The organism is Diaphorobacter ruginosibacter, from assembly GCF_040396215.1.
Lineage (GTDB): Bacteria > Pseudomonadota > Gammaproteobacteria > Burkholderiales > Burkholderiaceae_C > Diaphorobacter_A > Diaphorobacter_A ruginosibacter_A.
On sequence record NZ_JBEBOW010000064.1, the window covers coordinates 1 to 19,488 of the forward strand.

Consider the following 19,488-nt stretch of genomic DNA (forward strand, 5'->3'; position numbering starts at 1 on the left):
ATCTTGTTGTCGCTCATGGCAATGCAATGAAAAACGGCATCCCGTGGGATGCCGTCGAGGCAATGGTCGGAGGGTTCGCTCCATTTTATTCTTTTCGCGCGCTCCTGCGATTTCGTGCGTTTTTGGCGCTCGTGCGCGCGGTGAATGAAGTGGCCCGCCGCGGCTCAGGACTCCTGCTCGGGGGGGACGAGTTCCGGCCGGTCATTGGTTTCGGGCTTGAGCGACCCCTTGGCCAAGCCCGCGGCGCGTTCCTTGCGCCACTGGTTTTTGCGAGCGGTCCACTCCTTGAGCCGGGCGTGGGCAGTCTTGCTTTCGCGGGCCATCAGCGCATCGCCCGCCAATTGCGCGGACAGTTCCAGGCGGATGCCGTTCGGGTCGAAGAAATAAATGCTTTTGAAGATGTGGTGGTCGGTAATGCCGAGCACTTCCACGCCATGGGCCTGCAGCCGCGTCCTGGTGCGCTCGAGATCCGCCACCGTGTCCACGCGGAACGCGATGTGGTTCACCCACAGCGGCGTATTGGGCGAGGGCAGGGCCTTTTCATCGTCGCCGATGTCGAAGAACGCAATGAACGAGCCGTCCCGCAGGCGGAAGAAGAAGTGCGTGTAGGGGCAGTACTCGCCGGTGGACGGCACGTAGTCGCTCTGGATGATGTGGTAGAGCGGCAGGCCCAGGATGTCTTCGTAGAAATGCCGGGTCTCCTCGGCGTCGCGGGCCTTGTAGGCGTAGTGGTGCAATTGCTGGATGGCGGCGGGCTCGGGCAGTTTTTTCAGTGCCACAGCGGAAATGGGCGCATTCATCGGGTGTCTCCTGAAGCCAAGGTGAATATTCTACTAATCGTAATCAGTTTACGAAATAGAGATTATTGCTTGCAGATGCCGTTATGCTGATGCTTCCTACTATCGACCTGATTGCTCAAGATCACAAATTCCGTGCCTGATTGCGAGGGGATTCCCTGAGGCTATGTCCGCCAGGCCATGAAAGCGCCAAAGCGGCATGCCGGCCCAAGCCCGCAAGAGGGCCGGCGTCATGCCGCTTCGGGGGCGCATGCCGGGTGAATCAGTCCACCTTGATGTTCTCCGCCTTGATGATTTCCGCCCAGCGGCTGGATTCCTTGCGCACCAGCGCCTCGAATTCGGCGGGGCTGCTGTTGACGATGTTGAATCCGTCGTTTTCCATCTTGGATTTCACGGCGGGATCGGCCAGGGTCTTTTTCAGGGCGGACTGGATGTGCTCGGACACGGGCTTGGGCAGCCCGGCCGGTGCCATCATCCCTACCCACGATTGCGCGGTGTAGCCGGGAACGCCGGAGTCGATGGTGGGCAGCTCGGGCAACTGCCTGATGCGCTCGCGCGTGCCGATGGCGATCACGTTGGCCTGTCCGGATTTGGCATAGTTGATGACCGTCGGCAGGCTGCCGATCACCATGTCCACCTCTCCTGCGAGCAATGCCGACAGCATGGGGCCGCCTCCGCGATAGGGTACGTGGGTGAGCTTGATGTCCGCGGCGCGCGCGAACGCGACCGGGTTCAGGTGGTTGGAGCCGCCGACGCCCGAGGAGCCGTAGTTGATCTGGCCTGGATGGGCCTTGGCGGCCTTGATGAGCGCCTCGGTCGATGTGAAGCCGGATTTTTTGGAGGTGACCAGCGCCATCGGCATGGTGCCTATGAGGCTGATGTAGTCGAACGACTTGAACGTGTCGTACTTGATGTCATAGAGACTGTTGTTCACCGCATGCGAGTCGAACACCAAAAGCAGCGTGTAGCCGTCGGGCGCGGAGCGCGATGCCTCGTAGGTGCCAATGGTGCCGGACGCTCCGCCCTTGTTGTCCACCACCACGCTCTGGCCGATGTTCTCTGAGAGCTTCTGCGAGATGGTGCGCGCGACGTAGTCCACGGAGCCGCCGGGGGGAAACGGCACGATCAGCCGGATGGGCTTGCCGGGATAGCCGCCCTGCGCCATGGCGCCCAGGCTGGCGGCTGCGATGGCGAGCGCCGCGGCGCTGCGTACGAAGGTGCTGCGTTGCATGATGTTGTCTCCTTGAGGTTTTATGGTTTTTCGGGCGCGTTCGATGCCGCGTCAGCGATTCACGTCGACGACGATGCGCCCGCGCACTTTTCCGGCCAGCAGATCGCTGGCAAGCGGAATCACTTCGGACAGCCCGATCAGGCGGGTATTGCCGGCAAGAACGCTCGCGGGCAACTCCGTGGCCAGACGCTCCCAGGCGGCCTGGCGGCGCTCCATGGGGGCGTATACGCTGTCCACGCCGACAAGCGTCACCGCGCGCAGAATGAAGGGCGCGACGGTCGTGGGCAGATCCATGCCTTGAGCGAGGCCGCAGGCAGCGACCACGCCGCCATAGCGCACGGCGGCAAGCACATTGGCGAGGGTGTGGCTGCCGACCGCATCCACTGCCGCAGCCCAGTTCTCCTTTTGCAGCGGCTTGCCTTGCGCGCTCAGGCTCTGCCGGTCCATGACCGCGCTCGCGCCCAGTGCCCGCAGATGCGGCGCTTCCTCCATGCGGCCGGTGGATGCCGTCACCATGAAGCCAAGCCGCGACAGAAGCGCGATCGCAATGCTGCCGACGCCGCCATTGGCGCCGGTCACCAGCACCGGGCCGGATTCGGGCGTCAGGCCGTGCGACTGCAGGGCCATGACGCACAACATGGCGGTATAGCCCGCCGTCCCGATGGACATGGCCTGCTCGGCGCTCATGCCTTGCGGCAGGCGGATCAGCCAGTCCGCGCGTGTCGCGGCATATTGCGACAGGCCGCCCCAATGCAGTTCGCCCGTGCCCCAGCCATTGAGCAGGACGGCATCGCCCGGCTGGAAACGCGGGTCGGCGCTTCGTTCCACGACGCCCGCGAAATCGATGCCCGGCACCATCGGAAACTTGCGCACCACGGGCGACTTCCCGGTGATGGCGAGCGCGTCCTTGTAGTTCATCGTGGAATGGCTGATGCGCACCAGCACTTCGCCATCGGGCAGCTCGGATGGACTCAGCGTGCGCAAGGCGGCCTCGCTGGCTCCGCCTTCGTGCCTGGTAATGAACACGGCGTTGAACCGGTTGGCGGATTGCAACGGGCCCGGGCCTTGAGGCTGCGCGGGGGAGGACGCTTCCTCCCGTGGGTAATGGCGCGCGTAGCGCTGCGCCAGCGATGCGCCCAGGCGCTCGCGCATCATTTCGCTGGAGCCGTCCGCCAGACAGAGCGCCTTGGCCGCCAGCAGCTTGCGGGTGAGTCCCTCGCCATGGTCCAGTCCGCGCGCGCCCAGCGCCTGGATGCAACTGGCGATGGCGTCCAGCGTCTCGTTGCCGGCATACAGCTTGGCCATGGCCGCGGCTTCGACGGCATCCTCGCTGCCACCCGCTATCAGGTCCGCTGCGCGCTGGATCAGCATTTGCAGGATGTCCTCGCGCATGGATACGTCGATCAACGACCAGCGCAGGCCCTGCTGATTGAGTACCGGTTGTCCGAATGCCATGCGGGACGAGGCATGCGCCGTGGCCTGCTCCAGCGCGCCGCGCAGCATGCCCGATGCCATCGCTGCGATGTGAACGCGCGCCTTGTTCACTCCCGCCATGGCTTGCCTGAAGCCCGTGCCCGGCGCGTATAGAACGTCGCTGTCCGTGGCGATGTAGCCCTGCAGTTCAAACCCGCCGATGCCGCCCATGGCAATGCCGTCCATCTGGCGGTGGGTGATGCGGCGGCACTGCGGCGTGCCGAGCCGCACGATGAAGCAGGCGATACCCGCCGCTCCCCGCGCGGGGTCGGTTTGCGCGAAGGTCAGGGCGATCTCGCAGCCCTGCACGTTGGCCACCCATTGCTTTGCGCCGTTCAGCAGCCAGCCGCCGTCCACCCTGCTGGCGGACATGCGGATGGCGGCGAAGTCGCTTCCGGCGCCGTCTTCGGTCATGGCCGTGCAGCCGATCAGTTCGCCGCGCAGCATGGCCGGAACGTACTCCTCGCGGGCTTTCGCGCTGCCGCTTTCCGCAATGCGGAGAATCGCGTTGTGATGGTTGATGAAACCGAAAGCAAAACCGAAATCGACAGCGGCCAGCGTCCGCGCAGCGTCGATGCGCGCCTGGAACGGCAGGCCCAGGCCGCCGTGGCTGGCGGGCACTTCGATACCGCCCAGGCCTTCGCGGCACGCCTGGCGGATGGCGTCGCCCGCCCACTGCTGTTCCTGCGCGGCGCGTGCGGCCAGCGGCGCGACCACGCGGTTGGCGAATTCCCGCAACGCGGCGACGAGCCGGGCATTGTCCATGGGTGTGTGCTGGGATGTCATGAGCTTGTTTTTTCCTTGTTCATGCGGCGGCGGCTGCTCTCGTGCGGATGGCCCCGCTGCGTGCCAGTTCATCCACCTTTTCCGGCGGATAGCCGGCGATGCGCTGCAGCACCTGTGCAGTGTCCTGTGCAAATTCGGGGGGATAGGCCAGATCGGGCATGCCCGCGAACTTGAAGGGATTGCCGAGCAGCTTCACCACGCCTTCGGAATGCGGGTGCGCGACGCTCTCCACCATCTGCCGCGCGGCGCAAAGAGGATGGGTGAGCGCCTCTTTCACGTTGTTGACGAGCGCGGCCGGAACACGCGCCTGCTTGAAAACGGCCATCCATTCATCCGCAGTGCGCGTGCGTATGGCGTCGCCCAGTTCCTGCGTGAGCGCCTCGATGTTCTCGATGCGCGCCGCGCCGCTTGCAAAGCGCGGGTCGGCCGGCAGGCCCGGCTTGCCGATGGTCTCGCACAGCTTGATCCAGAACGGGTCGCCCGTGGGCGCCAGGGCGATCCACTTGCCGTCGCCGGTCAGGTAGATGTCGCTGGGCGCAATCATGGCGTGGCGGGCTCCGGTGGCCTTGGGCAGCGGGCCGCCCGTGAGCCAGCCCTGCGCCTGCCAGGTGAGCATGGCGATCTGCGCGTCGAACAGCGAGACCTGCACCGCTTCGCCCTGGCCCGTGGCCTGCGCCTTCGCCAGCGCTGCGGCCGTGCCGAGCGCCAGATACAGGCCGCCCACGAGGTCCGCCGCCTGATAGCCGAAGCGCACCGGCCTGCCGTTTTCCTCGCCGGTGATGCTCATCACGCCGCTCAGGGCCTGCAGCATCAGGTCGAAGGCGGGCGCGTCGGCCCATTCTCCCTGGTCGTGCAGGCCGATCAACTGGCCCACGACGATGCGCGGATTGACGGCCTGGAGCGTTTCGAAATCAAGGCCGAGCCGTTTGGGAACCGATGGCGCGAAGCCGTAGATCACCGCATCGCTCTTGCGTACGAGATCGTCGAATGCCTGCTTGCCCGCGGGTGATTTGAGATCCAGGGCGATGCTTTGCTTGCCGCGATTGACCGAAAGGAAGAACGGGGTGTCTCCCGAATCGAGGATGGGCGGCACGCGGCGGGCGTAGTCGCCGTCCAGCGTCTCGACCTTGATGACTTCGGCGCCCAGTTGCGCGAGGAGCTGCCCTGCGAATGGGCCGCCGAGAACCCAACTGAGATCGAGAATGCGTTTGCCTGAAAGCATGAGGTCCTTTCTTCCGGAAGATGTGCGGTGCAGTTTTTTCTTGCGTGTGTCGGTGTGGGCGTCGGCTCAGCGTTGATTCAAAAATATTCACATCGACTAGCTGGATTGAAATTAAACCGGGAGAGGTTTGACAAATCAAACGATATAAACTGGTATGTCTTGTTAGTTAAATTCACAGAATGCACAAACTTCCGCCGCTCTCATCGATCCGGGCCTTTGAAGCCGCGGGACGCCTGCTGAGCTTTTCCCGCGCGGCGGATGAACTGTCGGTCACGCATGGCGCGGTGAGCCACCAGATCAAGGCGCTGGAGGAGTGGGTGGGCGTGCCGCTCTTCAGGCGGCTGGGCAAGTCCGTGGCGCTGACCGATCAGGGCCGGCTCTATCTGGACTCGATCAGCCCGGCGCTGGCGGCGATCGCGTCGGCCTCGCGCAGCATCAGCGCGCATGAGGTGTTGCGCGTGAATGCGCTGCCCACCATCACGATGCGCTGGCTTTTCCCGCGCCTTGCGCAGTTTCGCGCGCAGCACCCGCACATCGAAGTGCAGATCAGCACGGGGCTGGAGCCCATGAGCCGCCTGCCGGCCAACATCGACGTGGTGATTCGCCGTGAACCGCAGGATGTCACCGGCCTGCACAAGGCGCGCGTGGTGTCGGAGGCCGCGTTTCCCGTGTGTTCACCGGAACTGCTGGAGCGGCTGCCGCTCAAGGACATCTCCGATCTGCGGCATCACACCATATTGCATTGCCCCGCCCGGATCACGGCCTGGGACGAGTGGCTGACCATGGCGCACCACAGCCGCGTGGTGCCGGCGCAATCGCTGCAGCTCGAGCATCTCTATTTCTGCCTGCAGGCGGCGATCGACGGGATCGGCGTGGCCATGGGCTACTCTCCGCTGGTGACCACGGATCTTGCCGCGGGCCGTCTGGTCGCGCCGTTCGGCCCGGTGGTTCTTCCGACGCCGGGGTATTTCCTGATCACGCGTTCGGAACGCCAGCATGATCCTGTCGTCAAGACTTTTTGCGACTGGCTGCTCGCGCAGGGGGCTGAATTCGATGCACGGATGGCTGCGTCCGCGGTCGCCTGGACCAGTTGACGCCCGCTCCCGCAAGACCGCTGGCGCGAGCGGTGTGGGAGTGAACAAATTCCGTTTCGCTACAGCGCTGCAATCGCCGCCTGTTTCCAGGCGTCGGCCGCCGCTGTCGTGTCATGGCGTTGCTCGGCCAGCTCGGCGAGAAAGCGCCAGGCGCTGGCACGCAGTTGCTTGTCCGCGAGCCTCGGGGCCGCCTGGGTGAAGAGTTGCTGCGCCTTGCCCCACAGCTCGAGGTGCAGGCAGGCGACCGCCGAGAGGTACATCAGCCTTGCATCGCGCGGATTGGCTTGCTGTGCGCTTTCGACGCGGGCGAGCCAGGCTGCGTCGATGCCGCCCAGGTTGTTTTGCAGCACGTGGATCAGCTTGAGCGCCTGATGGTCCGAGAGCGACTGGTCGGGGTTGGTGAGGATCTCCCACACCGGCAGCAGCCAGTGGCGCACCTGTGACGCATCGCCGTCGAGCTGCGAGAGGCGCTGCGCCGCATGCACGGCCAGTTCGGGCATGGCGCGCTCATTGGGATCGAGCGACATCCAGGCTTGCTGCAGTTGCGCCGGATCGTGCGCGTCGTTGATTACTTCAATGGCCAGGCCGCGCACGATGCTTTCCGCGGCGGCGGGCGAGAAGGCGCGGTGCTTGCCCAGCAGCCGCGCGGTATCGAGCGCTTCATGCGGCAAATGCGCCATGCGCGAGGCCTTGAGCCTGGCGCGCAGGGCCAGCGTGCGGCGCGCGGCTCCGGCCGAGAGCGTGGCCATGCGGTCCAGCGCCATGTTAGCGTCGCGCTCGTCGAGCGACCAGCGAGCGGCGCGCAGTTGCGCGCCTTCGCGCAGTTCCTGCTCGGAGATGGGGGCGTTCGGAGGGATGCTGTCGAGCGCCTTTTGCAGATGCGCCTCGCGCGTGGTGCGGTCCTGCAGCGCGTGTGAACCTTCTGCTGCGACGATGTGCGCCAGCGTGCGCAATTGCCGGCCATGCGGCACGGGCGCCGTCTGCGACAGGTCGCTTTCCTGGGTGATGGCCGATTCGGCGGCCTTGCGCGCGCGCAGGAAGCGGCCCGCGAGAAGCTGCGACATGGCGTCGAGCAGCGAAGCATGCATGGCGCGCTCCTTTTGCTGCAGGCGCCAGCGGCGGGCGCGGTGCGGCAGCTCCAGCAGCGCGGCCGTGCCGCGCAATGCCGCGTACAGAACCGCGAAGCTGCCCAGAAGAAGAACCAGGATCGCGTTGAGCGAGAGGTCCACCCGGTAGGGCGGCCAAAAGAGGGTGACGGTGCCTTGGTTGTTGCCTGCGAACAGGGCAACCGCCACGGCGACGCCGAACAGAGCCAGAAGCCAGAGAGCTGCGCGCATGAATCAGGGCCTTCCGTACGAGATCATCGGCCCGCCGCGGCGGTGGAGAGCGCCGCGAACGTCTCGTCCAGCCTCGGCAGTGCCATGCTTTGCATGTTGGTCTGCAGTTGCGAGATGGTTTCGATCGCGCGCTGGGTGTATCGGGACTCGGGGTCGAAATACTTGGTGAGCGCGGACTTGGCCGTCGCCAGATCCATGCGGGCGGAGTCGAGACGGCGCGAGAGAATGCCAAGCCGCGCGTTCATCAGCGAGAGCTTGAGGTTCTCGCGCAGGAAGTAAGCCTGTTGCGGCGCGATCAGCACGGCATCGGGCTGATCGATGCGGCTGACGCGGACCAGCCCGCGAGCCTCGCCGGCGATGGCCTCCCATGCCCTGCCGAGAATGGCCTTCCAGCGGGGCTGGTCGGCGTCGGCGGCATCCGCCTGATCCGGGGCGGCGCGGGCGCTGGCGTTGCGGTGGCGCATGGCGGATGCGGATACCACGGCGTTGAGCAGCGGGATCTCGTCAACCTGGCGCGTGAGGTCATCCACACGGCCCAGCAGGCCGGAGGTGTCGGTCACGGCGGACTTGCCCATTTCCTCCAGGTCGTGCGCAATGGCGCGCTGCACCGGCGCCAGGCGCGGCTGGGCGGCGCGCTCGATCCGCTGGTCGGCGCTCTTGAGCGCGGCCATCACGGGCTCGAGGCTGCCGGTCAACTGGGATTGCTGCAACGCAAGGCGCAGGCCGGACTCGATATCGACCACCAGATTCTCGTCGCGCGATCGCGACAGGCTCTGCATGAGCTCTTCGAGTTGCGTGCGCTGGAGCGCCACTTCACCCACGCGCGCTTCGGTGACCGAGAGGCGCGCGGCAGCATCGCGGGCGATGTCGGCCGCCTGGCGCGCCATGGTGCGCGCCTCGATGGCCTGCGTTCCGGAGTCTGCCGTCTGCCGGGCCAACTGCTCTTGTATGTTGGAGAGCTTCTGCCACAGCATGACGCTGCTGACGAGCCCGGCGACGGCGACGATGCCCACGGCCGTGAGCAGCAGGCGCGAGCCGCCTGCGCCGCCGCCGTGGGCGGCTGGCGCGGCAGAGGCCGGGCGCGGCGGCGGCGGCGCGGCCGGAATGTCTTCGTGGATGGTGTGTTGGGGCTCGAGGCTCATGGCATGGATTTTATAAAGGCGGCCACTTCGTGGAGTGTAGGCCGGCATTCGTCGATCCGCCCGAATCCGGCCTGGCGGGCTGCCTGTGCAATGCGCGGATGGGTCACCAGGGCGCGTCCCTGGTCCCAGCGGGCGCGGGGCATCTGGCGCCGCAGGTTCTGTATCGCCTCGGATGAGCTGAAAAACCACAGTGTTCCGTCGGTGGCCGCACGCGCAGCAAGGTCTTTGTCCGCGTCGCAGAGCTGCGAGCCGAGCCGTTCGTAGGCGGCGACGAATTCCACTTCGCCTCCGGCCTGCGCGATCCGTGCGGCCAGCCAGTCGCGGCCGTTGCCGCCCGTGCCCGTGCCCGTGGGCGAGCTGGCTCCGCGCACGATGAGGACACGGGCGCCGGGCTTGACCTGGCGCGCAACGGCCAGCCACAGGCTCTCGGAGTCGAACTGGCTGGAGTCGGCCGCCGGGCCGTCGATCAGGGATGCCGGGACGCCCGCATCCACCAGCGCTCGTGCCGTGCCGGGGCCGGGGGACCAGAAGCGCGGCAGCGTGGGCGCTGCGTTGCCAGCGGACAAGTCCACGTCCTGTGCGAGAAATTCACTGGCTGCGTTGCCGCTCACGAACATCAGCGCATCAAAATGCCGCATGCGGCGCCGCGCGTCGCTCAATGCCGCGCGCAACCGGGGATCGCTGACCGCGCAGATGCTGAGCAGCGGCAGCGCCTGTGCGTCGATCTGCTGCGCGCGAAGCCGATCCGCCCAGCGCTGCGCTTCGGGCGACGGGCGGGTGATCAGAACGCTGGTCATGGCGGGTCAGGGTGTGCTGACGGTCGCGCCCGCGGCCTTGAGCCGCTCTGCCACGGCCACGCCCAAGGCGTCCGCGGAGGCGAGGTCTGTGATGTCTGAGGATTCCTGATGCACCCGGATCAGCGGCAGCTTGCCGGCCACGTCGCCCCAGGCGGCTTCCAGGCGCAGCGTGTTGCCGCTCCAGCGGCCGTGCGCGGCCAGCGGCACGGAGCAACTGCCGCCCATGGCGCGGCTCACGGCGCGTTCGGCGGTCACGGTCAACCAGGTCTGCTGGTGCGCGAGCGGCGCGAGCGCCTGCCCGAGGTCGGTGCGGCCCGAGCGGATTTCTATGCCCAGCGCGCCCTGGCCCGCCGATGGCAGCATTTCCTCGGGCTCGAAGATGTGGCGGATGCGCGATGCCAGTCCCAGCCGCTTCAGGCCTGCTGCCGCGAGCACGATGCCGGCGTACTGGCCTTCATCGAGCTTGCGAAGGCGCGTGTCCAGATTGCCGCGCAGCGGCTCGATCTTCAGGTCGGGGCGCAGCGCCCGCAGCAGCGCCTGGCGGCGCAGGCTGGAGGTTCCCACCACCGATCCCCGCGGCAGTTCGGCCAGCGAAGCGTATTGCGGCGAGACGAAGGCATCGCGCGGATCCTCGCGCTCCATCACGCATGCCAGCTCGAAACCTTCGGGCAGTTCCATGGGTACGTCCTTGAGCGAATGCACGGCCAGATCGGCGCGGCCTTCCTCGAGCGCGAGCTCGAGCTCCTTCACGAACAGGCCCTTGCCGCCCACCTTGGAGAGCGTGCGGTCCAGGATCTGGTCGCCCTTGGTGGTCATGCCCAGCAGCCGGATGCTGTGGCCGCCTGCCTCGAGCAGCGCCTGAACGTGCTCGGCCTGCCACATGGCAAGCCGGCTTTCGCGCGTGGCGATCACGAATGGGGCGGTGGGCTGCTTGGAATTTATTGTCATGACTTTCACATATTGGCGCGCGAGCGCCTTTCAACGGTGCTTTGGGATGCTAGCATGTTGCGTTGCAGCAGTCGGCTGCAGTACCAGTACATTCTGGTGCGGTTGATTTGATTTGGCTCAAGAGCATCCCCAATGCTCCGCGCCGCCTTCAAGCCTCGAAGTTCAGGAGTAACTTTCCGCATGTCCGCGCCCGCACGCAAATCCGATGCCACTGGCAGTGCCCCCGTAGCCCGCAAGACCGACAAGGACCTCCCGCTCATCCAGGACATCCGCCTGCTGGGCAGGATTCTGGGCGACGTCATCCGCGAGCAGGAAGGCGTTGCCGCATACGATCTGGTGGAGCAGATCCGCAAGCTGTCGGTGGCTTTTCGCCGCGACGCGGACCAGGAGGCCGACAAGGCGCTCAAGAAGCTGCTCAAGGGGCTGACGGGTGATCAGACGGTGAGCGTGATCCGCGCGTTCACGTACTTCAGCCATCTCGCCAATCTGGCGGAAGATCGCCATCACATCCGCCGCCGGGCCATTCACGAGCGCGCCGGAAGCGCCCAGGAGGGCAGCATCGAAGTGGCCCTGGCGCGCTTGCGCTGGGCGGGGATTGCGCCGCGCGCGGTGGCGCAGACGCTTGCCAAAAGCTACGTGGCGCCAGTGCTCACCGCGCACCCCACCGAGGTGCAGCGCAAGAGCATCCTGGATTCCGAGCGCGAAATCGCCGACCTGCTGACCGCGCGCGACGACATCCTCGTGCGCGCGCAGCTATACAACAGCGCCAAGGACCCGATCACGCCGCGAGAGCTGGCGGCCAACGATTCGCAGCTTCGCGCGCGTGTTGCGCAGCTGTGGCAGACGCGGCTGCTGCGCTACTCCAAACTCACCGTGGAGGACGAGATCGAGAACGCGCTGTCCTACTATGAATACACCTTTCTGCGCGAGATCCCGCGCCTGTATGCGGAGCTTGAACGCGAACTTGGCCACCAGCATGTGGCGAGCTTTCTGCGCATGGGCCAGTGGATCGGCGGCGACCGCGACGGCAATCCGAATGTCAGCGCCGAGACGCTGGAGCTCGCGCTGCGGCGGCAGGCCGACGTGGCGCTGCGCCACTACCTGACCGAAGTGCATCACCTGGGGCGCGAGCTGTCGCTCTCGGCCAATCTGGTCCAGGTCTCGGGCGAGATGGTCGCGCTGGCGGACCGCTCGCCGGATACCAGTGAACACCGCGCCGACGAACCCTATCGCCGCGCGCTCACCGGCATCTATGCGCGCCTGGCCGCGACGCTGAAATCCCTGACCGGCGGAGAGGCCGCGCGCCACGCCATCGCGCCGCAGAACCCGTATCTCGATGCCCGGGAGTTTCTTGCCGATCTGCGCGTGATCGAGGCGTCGCTGCTTTCGCACAAAGCATCGGCGATGGCGCTGGAGCGCCTGCGCCCGCTGATCCGCGCGGTGGAGGTATTCGGTTTTCATCTCGCAACCGTGGACCTGCGCCAGAGCTCGGACCAGCATGAGCGCGTGGTGGCCGAGCTGTTGGCCAAGGCGCGGATCGCGCCCGACTATGCATCGCTGCCCGAGAGTGAGCGCCGCAAGCTGCTGCTGATGCTGCTGTGCGACGCCCGGCCGCTGCGCGTGATGGGTGCCGAGTATTCCGCGCACACGGCTGGCGAACTCGCCATCTTCGAGGCGGCGCTGAAGATGCGTCAGCGTTATGGCGACGAGGCGATCCGTCACTACATCATCAGCCACACCGAGAGCGTGAGCGACATGCTCGAAGTGCTGCTGCTGCAAAAGGAAGTGGGGCTGATGCGCGGCACTCTGGACCAGTCGGGGCGTGCCGACCTGATTGTCGTTCCGCTGTTCGAGACGATCGACGACCTGCGCAATGCCGCGCCCATCATGCGCGAGCTGTACGGGATGCCCGGCTACGCGGCGCTGGTGCGCGCAAGCGGCGCGGAGCAGGACATCATGCTCGGCTACAGCGACAGCAACAAGGATGGCGGCATCTTCACCAGCAACTGGGAGCTGTACCGCGCCGAGAATGCGCTCGTGACCGTATTCGACGAACTCAGCGCCAAGCAGCCGGGCACGCCCATCCAGTTGCGCATGTTCCACGGCCGCGGCGGCACGGTGGGCCGGGGCGGCGGTCCCAGCTATCAAGCCATTCTCGCGCAGCCGCCGGGAACCGTGCGCGGCCAGATCCGGCTGACCGAGCAGGGCGAGGTGATCGCTTCGAAATATGCCAACCCCGAGATCGGGCGGCGCAATCTCGAAACGCTGGTGGCCGCCACGCTGGAGGCCACGCTGCTGCAGCCGACCAAACCCGCGACCAAGGCGTTTCTGGAGACGGCGGAGCAATTGTCGCAATCGAGCATGGCGGCGTACCGTGCACTGGTATACGAAACACCGGGCTTCACCGACTACTTCTTCAGCGCGACGCCGATCCGCGAGATCGCCGAGCTGAACATCGGGTCGCGGCCCGCGTCGCGCAAGGCCAGCCAGAAGATCGAAGACCTGCGGGCGATTCCCTGGGGATTCAGCTGGGGTCAATGCCGTCTCACGCTGCCGGGCTGGTACGGTTTCGGCGCGGCGGTGGAGGCGTTCATCGAGGCTCCGGGCAAGGACCCGAAGATGCAGCTCGCGCTGCTGCAGAAGATGTACCGCCAGTGGCCTTTCTTCCGCACCCTGCTCTCCAACATGGACATGGTGCTTGCCAAGAGCGACATGCAGCTGGCCTCGCGCTACAGCGAACTGGTGGGCGATGCGCGGCTGCGGCGCAAGGTGTTCGGCGCCATCGAGGCGGAGTGGCAGCGTACCTCGGACGCGCTGGTACGCATCACGGGCGACAAGCAGCGCCTGGCGCACAACTCGGCGCTCGCGCGTTCGATCCGCCACCGGTTTCCGTACATCGATCCGCTGCATCACCTGCAGGTCGAGCTGATCCGCCGCTGGCGCCTGGGGCAGGCGGACGACCGCATCAAGACGGGTATCCAGATATCGATCAACGGCATCGCTGCCGCTCTTCGCAATACGGGCTGACGGTGCGTCCTGGAGTGGGCGCGATGGTGTGAATCTATGCAGTTGTCGGGACGGGACTTCGCACTGGGAAGCTGGCTGCGGCGCGTGCGCGGGCAGGAGGCCTCGCTTTACGCGCTGCGCGTCTCGGTGGCTCTTGGCGGCGCGATGTGGTGGTGCTGGACGAATGGCCACGTGCGCTGGGTGGTTCCGCTTTTCCTGGGGGTGATTGCCTGCGCGCTGGCCGAGACGGACGACAACTGGCTGGGGCGGCTGCGCACGCTGCTGATCACCTTGCTGGGATTCGCGCTGGTGGCCTTCAGCATCGAGGCCTGCGCGCATTCGCCTCTGGGCCTGGGGCTGGCGCTGTGTGGATTCTCCTTCGTCCTGACCATGCTCGGCGCGGTGGGCGAGCGGTACAGGGCGGTGTCCACCGCATCCGTCATTCTCGCGCTCTATACCGCGATGAGCGTGGGGCAGGACGCCTCGCAGCCAGGCGTGCCATCCCGTGCGCACATGGTTCCCGCGCTGCTACTGGCGGGGGCCGCATGGTATGGCGTGCTGTCGGTGCTGTGGAAGATGGCGTTTGCCCTGCGGCCGCTGCGCATGGGGCTCGCGCAGCTTTATGGTGAGTTGAGCGGCTACCTGCAACTCAAGGCCAGCCTGTTCGAGCCGGTGCGCGGCGTTGACGTGCGCTTGCGCCGCATGGGGCTGGCCCATGCCAATGGGCGTGTGGTGGCGGCGCTCAATGTCATGAAGGAGCGGCTGCTCAGCCGTATGCGGGCGGGGCGTGCGCCGCGGGGCGGGCTGCTGCGCTATCTGAATCTTTATTTTCTTGCGCAGGATATTCACGAACGCGCGAGCTCGTCGCACTATCTGTATAACGACTGGGCCGATGAGCTGTTTCACAGCGATGTACTGTTTCGCGTGCAGCGCGTTTTGTCGCTGCAGGCGGTCACCTGCGCGCGGCTCGCCGAGGCGCTGCGCTCGGGAAAACCGTTCGAGCGTGGCTTGGAAGTGGCGCATGCGATGGGTGATCTTGAAGATGCGATTGGATTTCTGGAATCCCAGAACAGAAAGGAATGGGGCCGTCCCCTCCGGTCGTTGCGTGCGCTGGCGAAGAACCTCACCACGCTGGACGCGCAGCTCACGCTGGCCATGGGGCCACTGGATACTTCGCTGCTGGGCGACGTGACCTTGTTTGATGCCTCCGCGCGCTCCTTCAAGGACGGGTGGACACGGATCGCGGGCCAGTTGAACCTGGATTCGTCCCTGATGCGCCACGCCATCCGGCTGAGCTGCGCGCTGGCCGTGGGCCTGGCAGCCATGCAGTTCACCGATCCGCGTCTGGGCTACTGGATCGTGCTCACCATATTGTTCGTCTGCCAGGCTACGTACGGAGCGACCATCTCCCGCGTATCCGAGCGGATCGCGGGAACCGTGTTGGGACTGGTGGTGGGCTGGGCGCTGATGAAGCTGTTCCCTGGGCTCGCCATGCAGGCTCTGATGGCGGTTCTGGCCGGCGTGGTGTTCTTCATCACACGAACGCAGCGCTATGTCATCGGCACGGCCGCCATCACGCTGATGGTGCTGATGTGCTTCAACCAGAGCATGGGCGCGGCCTATGAGCTGATCGTGCCCCGGTTGATGGACACCGTGATCGGCAGCGTGATTTCCGCCGCGGCCATGCTGCTCGTGCTGCCTGACTGGCAGGGCCGGCGCCTGAATGCCGTTGCCGCGCAGGCGATCGCCGCCAATGCGGCCTACCTGCAGGAGATACTCTCCCAGTATGCCGACGGCAAGGACGATGACCTGGATTACCGGGTGGCGCGCCGCAGCTCGCACAATGCGGATGCGGCGCTCGCGCGCTCGCTGAGCCAACTGATGCAGGAGCCGTACTGGGCGCGCCGGAATGTGCAGTGGGCGCAACGCGTGCTGGTGCTCTCGCACACGTTGCTCAACTACGTCTCCGCGCTCGGCGCACATCGTGGGCGGATTGATCCCGTATTGAATGACGGCATGCTGATGGCGGCGGGCGGTGACGCCGTGCGCGAGCTCCACGCGATTGCGCGCGCCTTGCAGGACCGCACGGAATTGTTGCCGCAGGAAGAGATTTCGGCCGCCAGGGCGCTGGAGGAACATGCGGAAGGAAAGGCCGATCCCATGCGGCTGCTGTTGAACCAGCTGGCGCTCATCTACCGGCAGATAGAGCCGCTGCGCGCGGTGGTGAACGGGCTTGCCAGGCCCGAGGGCGATCAACGGTAGGGCAATGCCGCGCGCTGCGGGCCGGTGCGCCCGGGCAGGGCTTCGCTCCGTAGGCGGAGTCCCGGGATTTGTGCAAAAACAGAGCCGCTGCCCCCCGAGGGGTGCTTTTTATCTTGGGGAAGCGACAAAAAAACGCCTGCATGAGCAGGCGCCGGATGTGTTTGGAAGCGGGGGGCTTTGCGGTCAGCTTGCGTCGCCCATCTGCGACTGCAGGTAATTCTGCACGCCGACCTTGTCCACCAGCTCGATCTGGGTTTCAAGGAAGTCGATGTGCTCTTCCGTGTCTTCCAGGATGTCCTGCAGCAGATCGCGGGAGACGTAGTCGCGCACCGTTTCGCAATAGGCGATGCCGTCCTTGACGGTGGCCTGGGCTCCGCGCTCCGATTTCAGGTCGCACTCCAGGATTTCCGGCACATTCTCGCCAATCTGCAGCTTGCCCAGGTCCTGCAGGTTGGGCAGGCCGTCGAGCATGAAGATGCGGTCCATGAGCTTGTCGGCATGCTTCATCTCGCCGATGGATTCTTCGTATTCCTTCTTGGCCAGCTTGTCGAGGCCCCAGTGCTTGAGCATGCGGTAGTGCACGAAATACTGGTTGATCGCGGTGAGTTCGTTTTTCAGCTGCGCTTGCAGGTGCGCGATGACTTGTGGGTCGCCTTTCATGGCTTTCTCCTTCTTTTCAATGGGCGCATTGTCACGAACCAATCTTGTTGATGCAAGACAATGTCCATTCACATGTGGATTGGCTGCGTGTGATGTTGAGTTGCGTTCGCAAATGAGCTGCGCCCTCGGCAGATGCTTGAAAATAGCACCGATGGACCGCAAGTGACTTAGGTAGAGCAGGCGGATGCTCTTTTCATGAATAACGATCAAGAATTGATTTTGATAGATTTAGTAAATCAAAGTCATGAAGTCAATTTATTGGATCAATCTCATGAATGCACCTAAACTTGAGTCCGTTCTTAGCCAATCAATCAACTGAAAGGAAACACAAATGGCCGTGATCAACACCACAATCAAGCCCTTCAAGGCAAGCGCATTCAAGAACGGCAAGTTCATTGACGTTACGGAAAAGGACGTGCTGGGCAAGTGGGCCGTTTTCTTCTTCTATCCCGCTGACTTCACGTTCGTGTGCCCGACCGAGCTGGGTGATGTGGCTGACCACTACGACGAACTGCAGAAGATGGGCGTGGAAGTCTATTCCGTGTCCACCGACACCCACTTCGTGCACAAGGCATGGCACGATGCCTCCGACACCATCGCCAAGATCAAGTACACGATGATCGGCGACCCGACATGGGAAATCTCCAACAACTTCGAAGTGCTGCGTCCCGACCAGGGCCTGGCCAACCGCGGCACCTTCATCGTTGACCCGCAAGGCGTGATCCAGGCCGTGGAAATCACCGCCGAAGGCATTGGCCGCAATGCCACCGACCTGCTGCGCAAGGTGAAGGCTGCCCAATACGTGGCCGCTCACCCCGGCGAAGTCTGCCCCGCCAAGTGGGAAGAAGGCGCCAAGACCCTGGCTCCTTCGCTCGACCTGGTCGGCAAGATCTAAGCGGATCCGCACCGCAACTGGACAGTTGAACTGTTGAGACGCCCGGGGCCTCCTGGCGCCCGGGCTTTTTTCATCCCAAAACTAGACGAAATCGAGGAATATCCATGCTTGACACCACTCTTCAAACCCAATTGAAAGCGTATCTGGAGCGCCTGCAGCGTCCGGTGGAGCTGGTGGCCACGCTGGACGGCGGCGCTACTTCCGGCGAAGTGCGCGAACTCCTCAACGAAATCAAGGCGCTTTCCGACAAGATTACCGTGGTCGAGAAGAACGACTTGCCCAATGTGCGCAAGCCTTCCTTTCTGATCACCAACCCCGGCATCGATACCGGCCTGCGTTTCGCCGGCGTGCCGCTGGGACATGAATTCACCTCGCTGGTGCTGGCGTTGCTGCAGGTGGGCGGCCATCCTTCCAAGGAAGCGGCTGATCTGCTCGAGCAGGTGAAAAACCTGAACGGCGAATTCCACTTCGAGACGTACTACTCGCTGTCCTGCCATAACTGCCCGGACGTGGTGCAGGCGCTCAATCTGATGAGCGTGCTCAATCCGCGTATCACGCATACCGCCATTGACGGTGCGGTGTTCCAGGATGAAATCAAGGAACGCGAAATCATGGGCGTTCCCACCGTGTTCCTGAACGGCAAGAACTTCGGCCAGGGCCGCATGGAGCTGGCGGAGATCGTCGCCAAGATCGACAGCGGCGCGCAGGCTCGCGTGGCCGCCAAGATCGACGCAATGGAACCGTTTGACGTGCTCGTCGTCGGCGGCGGTCCCGCTGGCGCGGCTGCTGCGGTGTATTCGGCGCGCAAGGGCATTCGCACGGGTGTTGCCGCCGAGCGTTTCGGCGGCCAGGTGCTTGATACCGTGGACATCGAGAACTACATCTCGGTGAGCAAGACCGAAGGCCCGAAGTTTGCGATTGCGCTGGAGCAGCACGTCAATGACTACGACGTCGAAGTGATGAACCTGCAGCGCGCCAAGGCCCTGAAGCCTGCCGCCACCGAAGGCGGCCTGGTCGAGGTCGAACTGGAAAACGGCGCAACGCTCAAGAGCAAGACGGTGATTCTCTCGACCGGCGCGCGCTGGCGCAACATGAACGTGCCGGGCGAAGAGGAATACCGCACCAAGGGCGTGACGTACTGCCCGCACTGCGACGGCCCGCTCTTCAAGGGCAAGCGCGTGGCGGTGATCGGCGGCGGCAACTCGGGGATCGAGGCGGCCATCGACCTGGCCGGCATCGTGGCCCATGTGACGGTGCTGGAATTCGCGCCTGAGCTCAAGGCCGACGCCGTGTTGCAAAAGAAGCTCGCCAGCCTGCCGAACGTGGACGTGGTCCTCAATGCCCAGACCACAGAGGTGAACGGCGACGGCTCCAAGGTCAACGGCATTACCTACAAGGACCGCACCAACGACGAGATCCGCAAGATCGAACTCGAAGGCATCTTCGTGCAGATCGGCCTGTTGCCCAATACCGATTGGCTCAAGGGCACGGTGGATCTCACCAGATTCGGCGAAATCGTCATCGATGCCAAGGGCGCGACCAATGTGCCAGGCGTGTTTGCCGCGGGCGACTGCACCAACGTGCCGTACAAGCAGATCATCATCGCCGCTGGCGCCGGCGCCACGGCTGCGCTGTCGGCGTTCGATCACCTGATCCGTCACTGATCCAGATGTGAATGGGATGTGAGCCGCCCGCTTCGCGGGCCGGATTTTGACAAGGGGCTGTCGCTGTTGCGCAGCCCTTTTTTGTTGTAGGGCCGCCCCAAGACAAAAAGCGCCTCCTCGGGGGCAGCGGACCACGCGTAGCGGCTCTGTTTTTGTTGCAGGGCCGTCGGGAAG

At 64.9% G+C, this 19,488-nt stretch carries 15 protein-coding genes and 1 pseudogene; 5 read left to right on the forward strand and 11 right to left on the reverse strand.

Features of this window, described 5'->3' with window-relative positions; all coding sequences use genetic code 11:
• Positions 1-164: 164 nt before the first annotated feature.
• From ABWP92_RS09760 to ABWP92_RS09780, 5 genes and pseudogenes are all read right to left on the reverse strand, one after another.
• Positions 165-800, reverse strand: coding sequence for a VOC family protein (locus ABWP92_RS09760; protein ID WP_353235183.1), 636 nt, complete (start codon positions 798-800; stop codon positions 165-167).
• 259 nt (positions 801-1,059) lie between these two features.
• A complete protein-coding gene (locus tag ABWP92_RS09765) occupies positions 1,060-2,028 on the reverse strand; it encodes a tripartite tricarboxylate transporter substrate binding protein (RefSeq protein WP_353235184.1) in 969 nt (322 codons plus the stop codon).
• A gap of 51 nt (positions 2,029-2,079) precedes the next feature.
• Positions 2,080-3,054 (reverse strand): acrylyl-CoA reductase (NADPH), encoded by a 975-nt coding sequence (gene acuI / locus ABWP92_RS09770; RefSeq protein WP_353235197.1) that lies wholly within the window; start codon positions 3,052-3,054, stop codon positions 2,080-2,082.
• Between the two features lie 159 nt (positions 3,055-3,213).
• A pseudogene (locus tag ABWP92_RS09775) lies at positions 3,214-4,359 on the reverse strand (acyl-CoA dehydrogenase family protein); the annotation flags it as partial.
• A complete protein-coding gene (locus tag ABWP92_RS09780) occupies positions 4,307-5,509 on the reverse strand; it encodes a CaiB/BaiF CoA transferase family protein (RefSeq protein ID WP_353235185.1) in 1,203 nt (400 codons plus the stop codon). The pseudogene ABWP92_RS09775 and the gene ABWP92_RS09780, both read right to left, overlap by 53 nt.
• Positions 5,510-5,688: 179 nt before the next feature.
• Between ABWP92_RS09780 and gcvA the strand changes: the two genes are divergently transcribed.
• Positions 5,689-6,603, forward strand: a complete 915-nt coding sequence (gene gcvA / locus ABWP92_RS09785; RefSeq protein ID WP_353235186.1) for a transcriptional regulator GcvA — start codon at positions 5,689-5,691, stop codon at positions 6,601-6,603.
• A 59-nt stretch (positions 6,604-6,662) separates the two neighbouring features.
• On the opposite strand, the gene ABWP92_RS09790 is transcribed toward gcvA, so the two are convergent.
• The 4 genes from ABWP92_RS09790 to hemC are packed head-to-tail and all read right to left on the reverse strand — an operon-like array spanning position 6,663 to position 10,827.
• Positions 6,663-7,940 (reverse strand): heme biosynthesis HemY N-terminal domain-containing protein, encoded by a 1,278-nt coding sequence (locus ABWP92_RS09790; protein WP_353235187.1) that lies wholly within the window; start codon positions 7,938-7,940, stop codon positions 6,663-6,665.
• A 23-nt stretch (positions 7,941-7,963) separates the two neighbouring features.
• Entirely contained in the window at positions 7,964-9,082 is a 1,119-nt protein-coding gene (locus ABWP92_RS09795) for a uroporphyrinogen-III C-methyltransferase (protein WP_353235188.1), read from the reverse strand.
• Positions 9,079-9,879 carry a uroporphyrinogen-III synthase gene (locus ABWP92_RS09800; RefSeq protein WP_353235189.1) on the reverse strand — a complete coding sequence of 267 codons (801 nt, stop codon included), beginning with the start codon at positions 9,877-9,879 and terminating at the stop codon, positions 9,079-9,081. Before ABWP92_RS09800 ends, ABWP92_RS09795 begins: the two co-directional genes overlap by 4 nt.
• Before the next feature lie 6 nt (positions 9,880-9,885).
• Positions 9,886-10,827, reverse strand: a complete 942-nt coding sequence (hemC, locus tag ABWP92_RS09805) for a hydroxymethylbilane synthase (protein ID WP_353235190.1) — start codon at positions 10,825-10,827, stop codon at positions 9,886-9,888.
• Positions 10,828-11,007: 180 nt separating this feature from the next.
• Between hemC and ppc the strand changes: the two genes are divergently transcribed.
• Positions 11,008-13,854, forward strand: coding sequence for a phosphoenolpyruvate carboxylase (gene ppc, locus ABWP92_RS09810; RefSeq protein ID WP_353235191.1), 2,847 nt, complete (start codon positions 11,008-11,010; stop codon positions 13,852-13,854).
• A gap of 36 nt (positions 13,855-13,890) precedes the next feature.
• A complete protein-coding gene (gene yccS, locus ABWP92_RS09815; RefSeq protein WP_353235192.1) occupies positions 13,891-16,095 on the forward strand; it encodes a YccS family putative transporter in 2,205 nt (734 codons plus the stop codon).
• Between the two features lie 183 nt (positions 16,096-16,278).
• Here yccS and bfr read toward each other — a convergent pair whose 3' ends face one another.
• Complete coding sequence (bfr, locus tag ABWP92_RS09820) at positions 16,279-16,755, reverse strand: bacterioferritin (RefSeq protein WP_353235193.1); 477 nt, start codon at positions 16,753-16,755, stop codon at positions 16,279-16,281.
• Positions 16,756-17,086: 331 nt separating this feature from the next.
• On the opposite strand from bfr, the gene ahpC reads away from it, so the two are divergent.
• A complete protein-coding gene (gene ahpC / locus ABWP92_RS09825) occupies positions 17,087-17,650 on the forward strand; it encodes an alkyl hydroperoxide reductase subunit C (protein ID WP_353235194.1) in 564 nt (187 codons plus the stop codon).
• 104 nt (positions 17,651-17,754) lie between these two features.
• Positions 17,755-19,314 carry an alkyl hydroperoxide reductase subunit F gene (gene ahpF / locus ABWP92_RS09830; RefSeq protein WP_353235195.1) on the forward strand — a complete coding sequence of 520 codons (1,560 nt, stop codon included), beginning with the start codon at positions 17,755-17,757 and terminating at the stop codon, positions 19,312-19,314.
• Here ahpF and ABWP92_RS09835 read toward each other — a convergent pair.
• Positions 19,308-19,488: hypothetical protein (locus tag ABWP92_RS09835; RefSeq protein WP_353235196.1), on the reverse strand; the 181-nt coding region annotated here is incomplete at its 5' end. The genes ahpF and ABWP92_RS09835 overlap by 7 nt on opposite strands.